The organism is Streptomyces sp. NPDC055966 (assembly GCF_042269865.1).
Lineage (GTDB): Bacteria > Actinomycetota > Actinomycetes > Streptomycetales > Streptomycetaceae > Streptomyces.
In genome coordinates, this window is sequence record NZ_JBHJYK010000014.1 from 274,075 (window position 1) to 289,542 (window position 15,468).

Below are 15,468 nucleotides of genomic sequence, written 5' to 3' on the forward strand. Positions count from 1 at the left end.
AGAGCGCCGCGCCGGGCCGGGCGACGGAGCCACCGGTCATCCCGTGCGCTTCGGTTTCCCCGGCGGTGGCGGTGGTGGCAGGGGAGGCGGGGGTGGCGGTGGCCACTGCGTGCGCTCCGGCCCCGGCGAGGAGCCGTCCGGCCGTGGGGCGGGACGGCGCCGAGAGCCCGGGGGAGCGGGGCCGACGGGCCCGTCGATGGTCGGTGCGCCGTACATGCCGTACGTCCCGCCCTGAGCCCCCGGCGGACCGCCCCCGGCCCGCGACGCGTCGTCCGCGGCCCCCGGCGGCCGTGCGTCCTGCGGCTCCTCGCCCGCTTCCCCCGGCACCCGCAGGTACGGATTGGTGTCCGGGTTCGGCGGCCGGTACGGCACGCTCGGCACATACGGTCCCGCGCCGTCGCCGTGCCCCGTCGGCCGCGCCTCTTCGTCGTACCCCGCGCCCCCGCCCGCCTGCGCACCGTTCCCCCACCCCGCGACGTCCCGAGCCGCCCACACCGCCCCGGACCCCGCCGCCCCCGCGCCCCACGCCAGCAGCGCTCCCGTCGCCCCGGCCCCGGCCCCCCACGCCGCCCCCAGCAGGAGCGCGGCGCCGAGGTGCCCGTGCAGGGCGATGCCCGCGCCGAAGGCGTCGAAGCCGAGCACGGACAGGGACGCGGTCACGGAGACATCCGTCAGCCGGGCGAGCAGCGGGAGAGCGAGCGCCGTCACGACGGCCAGGCGCAGCGCACAGCGGGCGGCCAGGCCGAGAGCGCCACCGGGTGGCGTCTTCCCGCGACCGGGAGCGCCACCGGGTGCCGGTACCTCGTGGCCCTCGCCGGGCCGGCGTGCCACCGGCGTACGGACCGCCGTCAGTACGCCGGCCAGCAGCATCGCCAGGGCCGCCGCCACCCCCAGCAGCCACACGCGGCCGTCCAGGCCGGCCAGCCGATCCAGGGTCACCGGCCGGTCGGCGGTCGTGCCGAGGAACTGGTCCAGCGGATGGGGGAGGAAGGCGCGGAGCAGCCCCGTGGCGTGACCGTCCCAGGGGACGAACAGGCCGAGGGGCAGGCCGAGCCAGACGCCGTTCGGGGTGCCGAGCAGGGCCGCTCCGGCGATCCTGCGCGGATGGTCGTCGCCGATCGCCGCGTACACCGCCGCCGCGAGCCCGGCCGCCACGGTCAGCAGGAGCACGGTGACGAGCGCCGAGACCGCCGGCCGGACCACCCGGTGCACGGCGGACCAGCCCGGGGGCAGCGGCGCGCGGCGCGCGGCCAGCAGCGCGAGCAGCAGGACGCCGGCGCACCAGCCGAGGCCGCCCAGCAGCGTGGCCGGGGTGTCCACGGTGAAACCGACGCCGGCCCGGGCGTGGATCAGACCGCCGATCCCGTGCGGCAGCAGTCCGCCCACGTCGCCGATGCCGGGCAGGGTGAGCCCGCCGCCCCCCTTTCCGCCCGCGCCGCCCGTGCCGAGCAGGCCGCCCGTGCCGAGCGAGCCGCCGTCCACGGTGATGACGTCGTGCCCCGCCCAGGCGAGCCCGCCCAGCAGCGCGACGAAGAGCGCGACCACCGTGCCCGCACGCGCGAGGAGTTCGGCGGGCGTGATCACAACTCCCGCCGTGCGTAAGGACCGTAGGAAGAACCACGACAACAGCAGGGCACCGACCAGGCTCACCCCGAGTGGCGTGATCTCGATGGCCGCGTGCGCCGCCTCGCCTTTGAGTCCGAAAGCGGACACATCGCCCGACGGTACGACCGAACCACCCGCCCCTAGTGCCACAACGGCCGCCGTCATGGGGCCCAGTGAGCCGGCCGCGTCCGCCCGGAGCAGATGCAGCCCGAGCGCGGCCGTGCCGGCCATCCCGGCCAGCGCCCAGCTCACCGCCGCGATCGCGGACAACAGCGCGTCGGCCCAGGGCACCTTTCCGGCGCGCCGTGCGGTCCCGGCACGCGTGGCAGACCTCATGTCAGCCCCCGATCCCCTCCTGGCGGATCCCGTCGAACCGCGGCGCGACGGCCCGGCCGCGCGTGTCCCCCTCGCCGGGATTACCACTCTCCGGGGGGATTTCAACCCCGTCAACGGCGCCTGTTGCAGCGCACGGACGCATTCGTGACAAGGCCCGGGTTTCGGTCAGGGGCCGGAGCCTGAAATAGTTCCCCCCGATGTTCGACATCCCTAGACTCCCTGCGATGGGGGTAATTCGGGGGACAACTCAGTGGGGCATGGAGTGCCTGAACTCGTTCTGGAATCAAACGGACGGACCTGGACGCTGGATCCGTCCAGGCCGTACACCCTCGGCCGCGATCCGCAGGGTGACATCGTCTTCGACGACGCCAGGGTGTCCTGGCGACACGCCACGGTCAGTTTCGACGGCCGTAGTTGGGTCATCGAGGACCACGGCAGCACCAACGGCACGTTCGTGCAGGGCCGGCGGATCCAGCAGGTGGAGATCGGCCCGGGCACGGCGCTGCATCTCGGCAACGCGACCGACGGACCGCGGCTGAATCTGTCCGGTGCCGCGGCGGGCCGGCAGCAGCCCGCGCCGTACGCCGCGCAGGGCGCCGGTGCGCCGGGCTGGGCCCAGCAGGCCCCGCAGCAGGCAGCCGCCGCACCGCAGGCAGCGGTACCGCAGCAGGCACCGGCCCAGCAGGCGCCGACGCCGCAGCAGGCCGCGCCGGCCGGGTGGCAGCAGCAGCCGCAGGCGTCGGCGTTCCCGCAGCAGGCGGGGCCCGCCGACCCGTACGCGCAAGCGCATCCCGGTGGTGGCGCGGGGGCGCCGCCGGCCTACGGCGACCGCAGCCCGACCACGTTCCACCAGTTCGCGGTCGGCCGCGTCATGCGCATCGGCCGTGCCCTGGAGAACGAGCTGGTCGTCTCCGACCTGCAGGTCTCGCGGCACCACGCCGAGTTCCACTCGACGCCCGACGGCCGCTTCGAGATCCGCGACCTCGGCTCGCACAACGGCACGTACGTCAACGGCCAGCCGATCGCCAAGGGCGGCTCGGTGCTGCTCGGCCCGGCCGACATCGTCGGTGTCGGCCACTCCACCTTCCGGATCGTCGGCGACCGGCTGGAGGAGTTCGTCGACACCGGTGAGGTCTCCTTCTCCGCGCGCCATCTGACCGTCACGGTCGACGGCGGCAAGCAGATCCTGAAGGACGTCTCCTTCGGTGTCCCGGAGAAGTCGCTGATCGCGGTCATCGGCCCGTCCGGCTCCGGCAAGTCGACCCTGCTCAAGGCGCTCACCGGCTACCGGCCCGCCAACCAGGGCGAGGTGCTGTACGACAACCGGAACCTGTACAAGCAGTTCGCCGAGCTGCGCCAGCGCATCGGTCTGGTCCCGCAGGACGACATCCTGCACAAGGAGCTGACCGTCAAGAAGGCCCTGAAGTACGCGGCCAAGCTGCGCTTCCCGGCCGACACCACGGCGCAGGAGCGCGACGCCCGCATCGACGAGGTGCTCCGCGAGCTGAAGCTCGACATCCACAAGGACAAGAAGGTCACCTCGCTCTCCGGCGGCCAGCGCAAGCGCGTCTCGGTGGCGCTGGAGCTGCTCACCAAGCCGTCGCTGATCTTCCTGGACGAGCCGACCTCCGGTCTCGACCCGGGCATGGACCGTGACGTCATGCAGCTGCTGCGCGGCCTCGCCGACGACGGCCGCACCGTCCTCGTCGTCACCCACTCGGTGGCCGAGCTGGCACTGTGCGACAAGCTGCTGGTGATGGCGCCGGGCGGCGCGGTGGCGTACTTCGGCCCGCCGGAGGAGGCGCTGAACTTCTTCGGCTACGACAGCTGGGCCGACGTCTTCTCCGCCTTCGAGAACTACCGCGACTACGACTGGGCGGGCCGCTGGAAGGGCTCGCAGCACTACCAGATGTACGCGGCGGACGTCGACGCGGCGGCCCCGCAGTCCGTACAGCACATGCCTCCGATGCAGGCCATCAGGCCGCCGAAGCCCCAGCCGTGGGGTTCGCAGCTGCTGACCCTGATCCGGCGCTATGTGTCGGTGATCGTCTCCGACAAGGGCTTCCTGGCGCTGACGGTGATCCTGCCCGCGGTGCTCGGCTCGGTCAGCCTCCTGATCGACCACAAGCGGGGTCTGCTGGTGAACCCGATGATCAACAAGATCACCGGCGCGCACATCCCGAACGGCACGGCCACCACGGTGCTGCTGATCCTCGCCGTCGGCGCGTGCTTCGCGGGCGCCGCGAACTCGGTCCGCGAGCTGATCAAGGAACGGGTCATCTACGAGCGGGAACGCGCGACGGGTCTGTCCCGGTCGGCGTACCTGATGTCCAAGGTGGTCGTGCTCGGCGCCGTCACCGTGCTCCAGGGCCTGCTGGTCGGCGTGATCGGCTTCGCCAGCCGGACGATCCCGGACCAGGGCGTGGTGCTCGGCGGCTCGACGCTGTTCGAGCTGTGTCTGCCGATCATGGCGCTCGGCTTCACCTCGATGATGTTCGGCCTGGTGATCTCCTCGCTGGTGAAGACCGCCGAGAAGACCATGCCGCTGCTGGTGATGTTCGCGATCATCCAGGTCGTCTTCACCGGCTGCCTGTTCACCCTGCACGGCACGCTCGGCGTCAACGAGTTCTCGTACCTGATGCCGTCGCGCTGGGCGGTGGCCGCGGCCGGCGCCACGCTGGACTTCAACAACATCTCCCCGAACACCGACAACCCGTCCAGCACCGACCCGCTGTGGAACCACACGGCAGGGGCCTGGACCCTGGACATGATCGCGCTGATCGCGCTCGGTGTGATCTGCGGCTTCTTCGTGGCCCGCTTCCTGCGCCGCCACGAGCCGGAGGTCATGCGCAAGTAACCGCGCCCGTACGACACCGAAGGGCGGCCCCCGTTTCCGGGGTGCCGCCCTTCGGCTTACGTAGCTGAGGTCCGCGCCAGGCCTCAGTACGCGCTGTTGACGTTGTCCATCGAGCCGTAACGGTGCGCCGCGTAGTTGGCGGCGGCGGTGATGTTGGCGACCGGGTTGTAGATGTCCCAGGACGTGCCCGACACGTGGTACGCGTTGAAGGTGGGCTGGATCACCTGGAGCAGACCCTTGGAGGGGATGCCGTTGATGGCGTTGATGTCCCAGTTGTTGATGGCCATCGGGTTGCCCGAGGACTCACGGAGGATGTTGCGGTACAGACCGTTGTAGGAGCCGGGGATGCCCTTGGAGCGCATGATGTCCAGGGACTCGCGGATCCAGCCGTCGAGGTTGTTGGCGTACGTCTTCGTGGCGGCGACCGTCTCCATCTGGGGGCGCTGGACGGAGCGGTTCGCGGCCTGGGAGGCGGCGCGGTCCTGGGCGGCCTTCTTCGCGGCGGCCTGGTCGGCGGCCTTCTTGGCCGCGGCGGCCTCGTCGGCCTTCTTCTGCGCGGCGATGCGGTCGAGCTTGACCGTGTCGGTGGCGGCCTGGTCGGTGACCGTGCCCTTGACGTTCTTCAGCGCCGTGCTGCTGCCCGCGACCTGGGCGTGAGCGGCCGGGGCGCCGGTGACGGTGCCGGAGTGGCCGGGGGCGGCCGAGAAGGCGAGGGCGGCGGTGCCCAGAGCGGCGACACCGGCGACGGCGATCTTGCCCTGCTTGGTCAGGGCGCGGGTATGAACTCGGGTGAGAACGTTCTTGGGCATGGCTGATGGACCTCTCGTGAGCGCGGAGGTCGCTCCTGCGTCCGCCGGGGGAATCGGTTCCTCCCGCACGAACGCCGCGGGCCTCAGGACCACGGCGCTGAGCGACGAGAGCAATTCTTAGCTGGCGCAAAATGTGCAGGCAAAGGTGTGACCTACGATCCCCGGTAGTGGAGGCGCGAAGGGCAAAACCGGACAGACTGGAACGTCTTTCCCGTTCGCGCGGGGAAGGTTTATCTCCTATGTCCCTTCGTACGTGATGTGGACCCTATGCGCGGGCTCACATCGCATCCGCGGAATTCTCACGAGGAGTTGCCCTCGCAACGCTATGCGTGAGGGTTCTCCTCCTGGAGGACGAGAGCGACGGCGCCGCACTCGTGCCACAGGTAGAGCCCGGTCAGCCTCTCCTCGTAGGCGCGGTCGCCCGCGGCCCGTGCAGCCCGGTCGGCAGCCCGTCCACCACCCGCACCCGGCACTCCGGCATGCCGACCAGGTCCGCCCCGGCAGCACCGCCTCTGTCCCCGCACACGTGCCCGTACGCGCGCGCGTGGTGACCGCTCTGCACCGCGCGACACCGCTGGGCCCAGACCGGCGGTCCTAGGCCCAGGGGACCGGGGCGGGGCGGCGGCGGTCCGATCCGCGGTGTCACACCCCGCCGGTACCGTGAGGACATGAGTGAAGGCCCCCGGTCCGGCCTCGCCGCGGTGAGTGCCGCGTTGCTGGCCATGAGCAGGCACCTGGAGGTGCGCGACGTCCTCAAGACGATCGTCGCCTCCGCCCGCGAACTGCTCGACGCGCAGTACGCCGCCCTCGGCGTCCCCGACGATCACGGCGGCTTCGCCCAGTTCGTCGTCGACGGCGTCAGCGACGCCCAGTGGAAGGCCATCGGCCCGCTGCCCCGCCAGCACGGCATCCTCGCCGCGATGCTGCGCGACGCCCGCCCCGAGCGCCTCGCCGACGTGCGCAAGGACCCCCGCTTCGAGGGCTGGCCGACCGCCCACCCCGACCTGGTCGACTTCCTGGGCCTGCCCATCCGCGACGGCGACGAGGTCATCGGCGCCCTCTTCCTCGCGAACAAGAACTGCCCCAAGCCCGAGGGGAGTTGCGGTTTCACCGCCGAGGACCAGGAACTGCTCTCCATCCTCGCCCAGCACGCCGCCATCGCCCTCACCAACGCCCGGCTCTACGAACGCAGCCGCGAACTCACCATCGCCGAGGAACGCTCCCGCCTCGCCCACGAGCTGCACGACGCTGTCAGCCAGAAGCTCTTCTCACTGCGCCTGACCGCCCAGGCCGCCGCCGCACTGGTCGACCGCGACCCCGTGCGCGCGAAGGGCGAGCTCCAGCAGGTCGCCGCGCTCGCCGCCGAGGCGGTCGACGAACTGCGCGCCGCCGTCGTGGAGTTGCGCCCCGCCGCCCTCGACGAGGACGGCCTGATCGCCACCCTGCGCACCCAGACCCAGGTCCTCGACCGCGCCCACACCGCGCGCGTGACCTTCACCAGCACCGGCTTCCGCGCCCTGCCCGCGGCCCAGGAGGAGGCACTGCTCCGGGTCGCCCAGGAGGCCCTGCACAACGCGCTGCGCCACTCCGGCGCCGAGCGCGTCGCGGTGAGCGTGGACCGGCGCGGCGCCGGCGCCGCGCTGCGCGTCAGCGACGACGGCACCGGCTTCGACCCGCAGGCCGTCCGCCGCGCCGGCCGGCATCTGGGCCTGGTCTCGATGCGGGACCGGGCGAGCGGGGTCGGCGGCACACTGACCGTGGAATCGGTGCCCGGCAAGGGCACCACGATCGAGCTGGAGGTCCCCGGTGGCTGACCCGATCAAGGTGCTGCTCGTCGACGACCACCAGGTCGTCCGCCGGGGCCTGCGCACCTTCCTGGAGGTCCAGGACGACATCGAGGTGGTCGGCGAGGCCGCCGACGGCGCCGAGGGAGTCGCCCGCGCCGAGGAACTGCGCCCGGACGTCGTCCTGATGGACGTCAAGATGCCGGGCATGGACGGCATCGAGGCGCTGCGCAAGCTCCGCGAACTCGCCAACCCCGCACGCGTGCTCATCGTCACCAGCTTCACCGAACAGCGCACGGTCGTCCCGGCCCTGCGCGCGGGCGCCGCCGGGTACGTCTACAAGGACGTGGACCCCGACGCGCTCGCCGGCGCCATCCGCTCCGTGCACGCCGGCCACGTCCTGCTGCAGCCGGAGGTCGCGGGCGCGCTGCTCTCCCAGGAGGACTCCAACTCCGGCCAGGGCAGAGGAGGTTCGCTCACCGAGCGGGAGAGCGAGGTGCTCGGCCTGATCGCGGACGGCCGCTCCAACCGCGAGATAGCCCGCGCCCTCGTCCTGTCCGAGAAGACCGTCAAGACCCACGTCTCCAACATCCTGATGAAACTCGACCTCGCCGACCGCACCCAGGCGGCGCTGTGGGCCGTGCGCCACGGTGTGAGCGGCTGAAACGCCCGCTCCGGCGTCTCCCCGCCACGCCACCACGGCCGTCACGCACGGCAACCTCAAGGGTCATGTTCCGGACTGAGATTCATACCGTCGTGGGAATGTCACCCGGCTGGCGCATCCTCCGGCGCGCCACGCCGTTCTCCAGTGCGTGCCGCGGCGAACCGCCGTGGTGAACGCCTAGGAGGGGTTGGAAAGTGAAGAACCTGAAGAAGGCAGCGGCCGTGACGATTGCCGCCGGTGGTCTGGTGGCGGCCGGTGCGGGCCTGGCCTCCGCCCACGGTGGCTCCCAGGCCTCCGGCGAGGCCCAGGGCTCCCCGGGTGTCGTCTCGGGCAATGTCGTTCAGGTGCCGGTGCACATCCCGGTGAACGCGGTCGGCAACAGCGTGAGCGTCATCGGCGCGCTGAACCCGGCCTTCGGCAACCTCGGCGTCAACCACTGAGTCCTGCCGAACACTGACCACAGGCCTCCCGTGTGCACCGGGAGGCCTTTCAGTTTGTCGTGCGACTGCACCGAACGGGCCCTCGAACCGCCGCGGCCGTACCCCTTCGGGGCCTTCGCCGTTGGGCAACGCACGATCCACGGCCGGGTCGTACCAGCACACGCAGGAGGTACCCGCCCCATGAACATCGCCAAGAAGGCCGTATTCGCCGTGGCCCTCGCCGGTATCGCCGCGAGCGCGTCCGCCGGTGTCGCCGCCGCGGACGCCGGCGCCCAAGGAGCGGCCGTGAAGTCTCCTGGCGTCATCGCCGGCAACCTCGGTCAGCTGCCGGTGCACGTCCCGGTGAACGCGGTCGGCAACAGCGGCAACGTGATCGGCGCCCTGAACCCGGCCTTCCACAACGGCGCCGCCAACCTCTGACGACCGGCTGACCACGGCAGAGGGCTCCCCCCGGCACCGCCGCCCGGGGGAGCCCTTCGCGTTCAGCGCGCGCCGCGCTCCCGCTCCTCCAGGATCGAGTTGTACGCGGCCACCTGCGCCCGCCGTGCCGTTCGCTCCACGGGCCGCAAGGCCTCGGCCCGCGCGGCCATCTCACCGGCGCTGACCGCACCCCCGTGCCCTTTGCCGTACGCCAGCGACACCAGCAGCGCGACCCGCCGCGCCAGCTCCAGCACCCGCACCGCGCGCGGCGGATACCCCGGCGCCAGCACCTCCCGGCCGTGCTCGGCCCGCGCCCGGTACGCGTCGATCGCCGCCTCCGCCACCGGACCGGACGCGGCGACATCGAGCTTCGACAGCACCTCGGTCGCCTCGCGCAGCGCCTCCGCCAGCTCCCGCTCGGCCTCGCCCAGCGACGGCACGTCGGCGGGCGGCGCCTCCCGCACCGGCAGTACGTGCCAGACCACCTCGGCATGCACATCACCCGCGGGCCCGACCTCGTACACCTCCGGCACCAGCCCCAACGCCGCACCGAAGCAGACCACCGCCTCCTCGGCCTCCAGCGCCCGCGCGTTGAACTCCGGCGGACCGCTCAGCCCCAGCGGATGGCCGGACGCCGGCAGCGCCACCCGCAGCCCCGTCGCCCCCAGCGTCCGCAGCCGGCCCAGCGCGAGCGTGAGCCCGACCGGAGCGGACTCGCCGGGCAGCCCCTCCACCCGGTGCACCGCGTCCTCGCCGACGATGGCGAGAGCGGCATCGTCCGGAGAGACAAGTCCGGCCAAAAGGGCATTTCCCCAAGCGGCGAGGCGTCCTGAACGCGGTTCCGAGAGCATGCCCCCACCCTAAGGACCGGACCGATGGAATGGAGCCGGGCACTCGTGGCGTAGATTTCATGAGGGCCTCGCCCACAAGCGCGGCGGCCCGAGCCACAGGCGTACGCGACAGCCGAGACCGGCCACACTGCAAGGGGAGACAACGCGCTCATGAGCGATGTTCTGGAGCTTCAGGACGTATCCGTGGTCCGTGAGGGCCGGGCTCTGGTGGACCAGGTCTCCTGGTCGGTGAAGGAGGGCGAGCGCTGGGTCATCCTCGGCCCCAACGGCGCGGGCAAGACCACCCTCCTGAACGTCGCCTCCAGCTACCTCTACCCCAGCCAGGGCACCGCCACGATCCTCGGCGAGACCCTCGGCAGGCCCGGCACCGACGTCTTCGAGCTGCGCCCCCGCATCGGCGTGGCCGGCATCGCCCTCGCCGAGAAGCTCCCCAAGCGCCAGACCGTTCTCCAGACCGTCCTCACCGCCGCCTACGGCATGACCGCCGGCTGGCAGGAGGAGTACGAGGACGTCGACGAGCAGCGCGCCCGCGCCTTCCTCGACCGCCTCGGCATGAGCGACTACCTCGACCGGAGGTTCGGCACCCTCTCCGAGGGCGAGCGCAAGCGCACCCTCATCGCCCGCGCCCTCATGACCGACCCGGAGCTGCTCCTCCTCGACGAGCCCGCCGCCGGCCTCGACCTCGGCGGCCGCGAGGACCTGGTCCGCCGCCTCGGCCGGCTCGCCCGCGACCCGATCGCCCCCTCCATGATCATGGTCACGCACCACGTCGAGGAGATCGCCCCCGGCTTCACCCACGTCCTCATGATCCGCCAGGGCAAGGTCCTCGCCGCCGGCCCGATCGAGCTGGAGCTCAGCTCCCGCAACCTCTCCCGCTGCTTCGGCCTCCCGCTCGTCGTCGAGCAGGTCGGCGACCGCTGGACCGCCCAGGGCCTGCCCCTGTCCTGACCCCGTCGCACTTCCCTTTTGCGCCCTGTCCGCCGTCCGACCGCCGCCCTACCATGACCGTGTGAACGACATCGACGCATGGGTGTGGTGGCTCGTCGGCGCGGCGGCACTCGGGATCCCGCTCGTCGTCACCGCGATGCCGGAGTTCGGCATGCTCGCGGTGGGAGCCGTCGCGGCCGCGGTCGCCGCCGCACTCGGCTTCGACGCCGTCGCCCAGGTCCTCGCGTTCGTCATCGTCTCCGTCGCGCTCATCGCCGTCGTCCGGCCCATCGCCGCCCGGCACACCAGGCAGAGCCCCCGACTCGCCACCGGAATCGACGCGTTGAGAGGCAAGCAAGCCGTCGTGCTGGAGCGGGTCGACGGCTCCGGCGGCCGCATCAAACTCGCCGGCGAAGTCTGGTCGGCCCGCGCCCTGGACACCGAACGCGCCTACGAAGTCGGCCAGGAGGTGGACGTCGTGGAGATCGAGGGAGCCACCGCGATCGTCATCTGAGCCATCCGACAAGCGAGTTGGGCGCCAGTCTGTCAGACTCGACCAGCAAGATCTTCCACAGTCATGAATCTGCCGAAGAGGCGCGGCGGAGAGGGGTACGGGGAACACGATGGAACCGGTCATCATCGTCCTGGTCATTCTGGTGGTGTTGGTCTTCATCGCCCTGATCAAGACCATCCAGGTCATCCCACAGGCCAGCGCCGCCATCGTCGAGCGCTTCGGCCGCTACACGCGCACCCTCAATGCGGGCCTCAACATCGTGGTCCCGTTCATCGACACCATCCGCAACCGCATCGACCTGCGCGAACAGGTCGTACCGTTCCCGCCCCAGCCGGTGATCACCCAGGACAACCTGGTCGTCAACATCGACACGGTGATCTACTACCAGGTGACGGACGCCCGCGCCGCCACCTACGAGGTCGCCAGCTACATCCAGGCGATCGAGCAGCTGACCGTCACCACGCTCCGCAACATCATCGGCGGCATGGACCTCGAACGCACCCTCACCTCCCGCGAGGAGATCAACGCGGCCCTGCGCGGCGTCCTCGACGAGGCCACCGGCAAATGGGGCATCCGCGTCAACCGCGTCGAGCTGAAGGCCATCGAACCACCGACCTCCATCCAGGACTCGATGGAGAAGCAGATGCGCGCCGACCGTGACAAGCGCGCCGCGATCCTCACCGCCGAAGGTACGCGCCAGGCCGCCATCCTCACCGCCGAGGGCGAGAAGCAGTCCCAGATCCTGCGCGCCGAGGGTGAGGCCAAGGCCGCCGCCCTGCGCGCCGAGGGCGAGGCCCAGGCGGTCCGTACGGTCTTCGAGGCCATCCACGCCGGCGACCCGGACCAGAAGCTCCTGTCCTACCAGTACCTCCAGATGCTCCCGAAGATCGCCGAAGGCGACGCCAACAAGCTCTGGATCGTCCCGAGCGAGATCGGCGACGCCCTCAAGGGCCTCTCCGGCGCGATGGGCAACTTCGGCCCCCTGGGCGGCGGTTCGGGAGGCGGCGGCAACTCCATCCCGCCCCAGAACAACGGCACGGAACGCCGGGAGAAGCCCAGCATCGACTAGCGGCACACGGGATGCCGCCGAAGCGAACTCGGCAGACGCTCAGGCGGCATCCCGGGCAAGCCACTCCGGCAGCGCCGCGAAGTCCTCCTGGCCCAGCGCCAGGAGCATCGCGTCCGCCGGCGTCGGCTCGAACGGCTCCCGCAGCAGCTCCATCCCCGCCTGCTCCGGAGTCCTGTCGGCCTTCCGGTGATTGTCCTCCGCACACGCGGCGACGGTATTCAGCCAGGTGTCCTGCCCACCCTGCGCCCGCGGCAGCACATGGTCCACCGTCGTCGCCCTGCGCCCGCAGTACGCGCACCGGTGCCGGTCCCGGACCAGCACCCCCCGCCTCGACCACGGAGCTTGTCTTCGGAACGGCACCCGTACATACCTGCACAGTCTGATCACCCGCGGCGCGGGTATGTCCACAGCGGCACCGCGCATGCGCAGTTCGGGATGGGCCTGCTCGACGACGGCCTTGTCCTGGAGCACCAGGACGACAGCTCGGTTCAAGGTCACCGTCGACAGCGGCTCGAAGCTCGCGTTCAGCACCAGCGTGTCCCGCATCCAGCCCACCTCCCGTGTGCACCTGCCCAGCCCCGGCGGGCTTGGATCAACTCTGGACGGGCGCGCCGAGATGGACAACGCAATAAAAAATGCCCGCCTCCGATCACTTCCAAGACCGGAGGCGGGCAAACGTTCAATGAACGCTCGACTGAATCCCGGCGCCGCGCTCAGCCCTGCCGGCGGTTCTCGTACTCACCGATGAGCTGGGCACGCGCGATCGCGTGGAACCGCAGATTGAATCCGACGACGGCCGGCGACACATCGCCGTCCGGGCCGAGCTTCTCCTGGTCCACCGCGTACACCGTGAAGACGTACCGGTGCGGCCCGTCCCCGGGCGGCGGCGCGGCACCGCCGAAGTCCTTCGACCCGTAGTCGTTGCGCACGTGCACCGCACCCGTCGGCAGCCCCTTGAAGCCGGCGCTGCCCGCACCCGCCGGCAACTCCGTCACCGAGGCCGGGATGTCGAACAGGACCCAGTGCCAGAACCCGCTGCCGGTCGGCGCGTCGGGGTCGTAGCAGGTCACGGCGAAGCTCTTGGTCTCCGGCGGGAAGCCCTCCCAGCGCAGCTGCGGCGAGGTGTTGCCCCCCGCGTAGACCTGAGCGTCCTTGAGCGTCGCGCCCTCCCGGACGTCCTCGCTCGTCACCGTGAACGACGGCACGGGCGGATGGAAATCGTGGGGGAGCGGCCGCCGCTTCAGCTCGGTCACCTCGGTACCTCCTGATCGATGATCTGGAACCAGCAGTTCCCGAGCCTAGAACCAGTTGCGCTTGCTGCCGACCTCGGACAGCCACTGGTTGAGGTAAGCAGCCCAGTCGGTCCCCTGCCAGTCGTTCAGCCCCACCTGGAAGGACCGGAAGGTGTCCGAACCCTCGCTGAACAGACCCGGCTTCTTGTCCATCTCCAGTACGACGTCCATCGCGTGCGCGTCGGCCACGAAGCTCAGCTCGACCTGGTTCAGCCCCCGGTACTGGGACGGCGGGTAGAACTCGATCTCCTGGTAGAAGGGGAGCGTCTGCCGCGTACCCCGGATGTGGCCGCGCTCCATGTCCGCGTTCTTGAACCGGAAGCCCAGCTGGATGAAGGCGTCCAGGATCGCCTTCTGCGCCGGCAGCGGATGGACGTTGATCGGGTCCAGGTCGCCGGAGTCCACGGCCCGCGCGATCGCCAGCTCGGTCGTCACCCCGATGTGCATCCCGCGCAGCGCCTGCCCGTCGATCATCGTGACCGGCGTCTCCCAGGGGATCTCCAGTCCGAACGGCACCGCGTGCACTGCGCCCGCCTGCAGCTCGAAGGCCCCGCCGAGCCGCACCTTGGTGAACTCGATGTCCTGCTTGTACTCCTGGTCGCCGCTCTCCACCTCGACCTTGGCCTGGAGCCCGACCGACAACCCCTCGATGTTCTGGTTCACGGACCCGCCCTGGATACGCACCTCACCCTGGACGACGCCACCAGGCACCGTGTTGACCTCCGTCAGCACGGTCTCGACCGAAGCCCCACCGGCACCGAGGCTCGCGAGCAGCTTCTTGAACGCCATTGACTCTCCCTTTACGAACGGACCTCGACCCCTACAAACGCGCTCCACCCCCGACCGGTTCCGCCGGCGCCACGCCGCGCCTGCACTAATCTCGGTCGGCATGATCGCGTCCCCGGACCGTACGCCGTTGCCCAGAGCATTCTTCGACCGCCCGATCCTGGAGGTGGCGCCCGATCTCCTCGGCCGCATCCTCGTCCGTACGACCCCCGACGGCCCGATCGCCCTCCGCCTCACGGAGGTGGAGGCGTACGACGGCCCGAACGACCCCGGCTCACACGCCTATCGAGGCCGCACCGCTCGCAACGAGGTGATGTTCGGACCCCCGGGACACGTGTACGTCTACTTCACCTACGGCATGTGGCACTGCATGAACCTCGTCTGCGGCCCCGAGGGCCGGGCGAGCGCCGTCCTGCTCCGCGCAGGCGAGGTGATCGAGGGCGCCGACCTCGCCCGCAAACGTCGACTTTCGGCCCGTAACGACAAGGAACTGGCCAAAGGCCCGGCCCGCCTGGCCACTGCCCTGGAGGTCGACCGCGCCCTGAACGGCACGGACGCGTGCGCCACCGGCGAGACGCCTCTGCGCATGCTGACCGGCAGGAAGATCCCCGCTCACCAGGTACGGAACGGCCCGCGCACCGGAGTCGCCGGCGAAGGCGGCAACGGCGAGGTCCATCCCTGGCGTTACTGGGTCGACGGCGACCCGACGGTGAGCCCCTACCGGGCCCATGTACCGAGGCGCCGCTCAAGTTGACGCGTCCTGGGGAAGTGCGTAACGTATCCCGAGCCGCTGAACCGGGTACGGCAATCGCCAGCAGCCGGAGCGGCCACCCCACTACCTAGTTACACCCCCTTTGCGGGGTCGATTTCGGCGCGCCCGCGTGCCCGAAATTCGAACTCGCGGGACTCGATTATGAGTCGCCGAGGGAATGAGCTAACGTAGTGAATGTCGAAAGGCCGACGGACGAAAATCCAAAAGCCCAAAGACAACCCGCCGACTGGGAGTCAGACGCCGAAAGGATCTGATAGAGTCGGAAACACCGAAGGGAAGCCCGGAGGAAAGCCCGAGAGGGTGAGTACAAAGGAAGCGACCGTTCCTTGAGAACTCAACAGC

At 70.8% G+C, this 15,468-nt stretch carries 15 protein-coding genes; 9 read left to right on the forward strand and 6 right to left on the reverse strand.

Annotated features, from left to right (window positions below):
- Window positions 1-36: 36 nt before the first annotated feature.
- Window positions 37-1,941, reverse strand: a complete 1,905-nt coding sequence (locus ACFC8N_RS28760; protein ID WP_376290977.1) for a streptophobe family protein — start codon at window positions 1,939-1,941, stop codon at window positions 37-39.
- A gap of 262 nt (window positions 1,942-2,203) precedes the next feature.
- Between ACFC8N_RS28760 and ACFC8N_RS28765 the strand changes: the two genes are divergently transcribed.
- Complete coding sequence (locus ACFC8N_RS28765; protein WP_362818855.1) at window positions 2,204-4,798, forward strand: FHA domain-containing protein; 2,595 nt, start codon at window positions 2,204-2,206, stop codon at window positions 4,796-4,798.
- Window positions 4,799-4,881: 83 nt separating this feature from the next.
- Here ACFC8N_RS28765 and ACFC8N_RS28770 read toward each other — a convergent pair whose 3' ends face one another.
- Complete coding sequence (locus ACFC8N_RS28770) at window positions 4,882-5,607, reverse strand: transglycosylase SLT domain-containing protein (RefSeq protein WP_376290980.1); 726 nt, start codon at window positions 5,605-5,607, stop codon at window positions 4,882-4,884.
- Window positions 5,608-6,275: 668 nt separating this feature from the next.
- On the opposite strand from ACFC8N_RS28770, the gene ACFC8N_RS28775 reads away from it, so the two are divergent.
- The 4 genes from ACFC8N_RS28775 to ACFC8N_RS28790 all read left to right on the forward strand — a co-directional run bounded on the left by ACFC8N_RS28775 (window position 6,276) and on the right by ACFC8N_RS28790 (window position 8,915).
- Window positions 6,276-7,421: a GAF domain-containing sensor histidine kinase gene (locus ACFC8N_RS28775; protein WP_356031090.1), complete on the forward strand. Its 1,146-nt coding sequence runs from the start codon at window positions 6,276-6,278 to the stop codon at window positions 7,419-7,421.
- Window positions 7,414-8,055, forward strand: a complete 642-nt coding sequence (locus ACFC8N_RS28780; RefSeq protein WP_356031091.1) for a response regulator transcription factor — start codon at window positions 7,414-7,416, stop codon at window positions 8,053-8,055. The genes ACFC8N_RS28775 and ACFC8N_RS28780 overlap by 8 nt, the downstream gene beginning before the upstream one ends.
- A gap of 194 nt (window positions 8,056-8,249) precedes the next feature.
- A complete protein-coding gene (locus ACFC8N_RS28785; protein ID WP_356031093.1) occupies window positions 8,250-8,495 on the forward strand; it encodes a chaplin in 246 nt (81 codons plus the stop codon).
- Between the two features lie 180 nt (window positions 8,496-8,675).
- The gene (locus ACFC8N_RS28790; protein WP_376290982.1) at window positions 8,676-8,915 is read left to right on the forward strand and encodes a chaplin; all 240 of its coding nucleotides are present in this window, start codon (window positions 8,676-8,678) and stop codon (window positions 8,913-8,915) included.
- A gap of 62 nt (window positions 8,916-8,977) precedes the next feature.
- Here ACFC8N_RS28790 and ACFC8N_RS28795 read toward each other — a convergent pair whose 3' ends face one another.
- Complete coding sequence (locus ACFC8N_RS28795; protein ID WP_376290984.1) at window positions 8,978-9,766, reverse strand: hypothetical protein; 789 nt, start codon at window positions 9,764-9,766, stop codon at window positions 8,978-8,980.
- Window positions 9,767-9,916: 150 nt separating this feature from the next.
- Between ACFC8N_RS28795 and ACFC8N_RS28800 the strand changes: the two genes are divergently transcribed.
- The 3 genes from ACFC8N_RS28800 (at window position 9,917) to ACFC8N_RS28810 (ending at window position 12,276) form a co-directional block, all read left to right on the forward strand.
- Window positions 9,917-10,714, forward strand: a complete 798-nt coding sequence (locus tag ACFC8N_RS28800) for an ABC transporter ATP-binding protein (RefSeq protein ID WP_356031098.1) — start codon at window positions 9,917-9,919, stop codon at window positions 10,712-10,714.
- A gap of 61 nt (window positions 10,715-10,775) precedes the next feature.
- A complete protein-coding gene (locus ACFC8N_RS28805) occupies window positions 10,776-11,207 on the forward strand; it encodes an NfeD family protein (protein WP_356031100.1) in 432 nt (143 codons plus the stop codon).
- A 109-nt stretch (window positions 11,208-11,316) separates the two neighbouring features.
- On the forward strand, window positions 11,317-12,276 hold the full coding sequence (locus ACFC8N_RS28810) for an SPFH domain-containing protein (protein ID WP_356031101.1): 960 nt from the start codon (window positions 11,317-11,319) through the stop codon (window positions 12,274-12,276).
- Window positions 12,277-12,315: 39 nt separating this feature from the next.
- Here the strand turns inward: ACFC8N_RS28810 and ACFC8N_RS28815 are convergent, their stop codons facing one another.
- From ACFC8N_RS28815 to ACFC8N_RS28825, 3 genes are all read right to left on the reverse strand, one after another.
- Window positions 12,316-12,822 carry an HNH endonuclease gene (locus ACFC8N_RS28815; RefSeq protein ID WP_356031102.1) on the reverse strand — a complete coding sequence of 169 codons (507 nt, stop codon included), beginning with the start codon at window positions 12,820-12,822 and terminating at the stop codon, window positions 12,316-12,318.
- 167 nt (window positions 12,823-12,989) lie between these two features.
- A complete protein-coding gene (locus tag ACFC8N_RS28820; protein ID WP_376290987.1) occupies window positions 12,990-13,529 on the reverse strand; it encodes a YbhB/YbcL family Raf kinase inhibitor-like protein in 540 nt (179 codons plus the stop codon).
- A 45-nt stretch (window positions 13,530-13,574) separates the two neighbouring features.
- Complete coding sequence (locus ACFC8N_RS28825; RefSeq protein WP_356031105.1) at window positions 13,575-14,357, reverse strand: sporulation protein; 783 nt, start codon at window positions 14,355-14,357, stop codon at window positions 13,575-13,577.
- Between the two features lie 100 nt (window positions 14,358-14,457).
- Here ACFC8N_RS28825 and ACFC8N_RS28830 point away from each other — a divergent pair, with 100 nt between their 5' ends.
- Window positions 14,458-15,108 carry a DNA-3-methyladenine glycosylase gene (locus tag ACFC8N_RS28830; protein WP_376290989.1) on the forward strand — a complete coding sequence of 217 codons (651 nt, stop codon included), beginning with the start codon at window positions 14,458-14,460 and terminating at the stop codon, window positions 15,106-15,108.
- Window positions 15,109-15,468 lie beyond the last annotated feature (360 nt).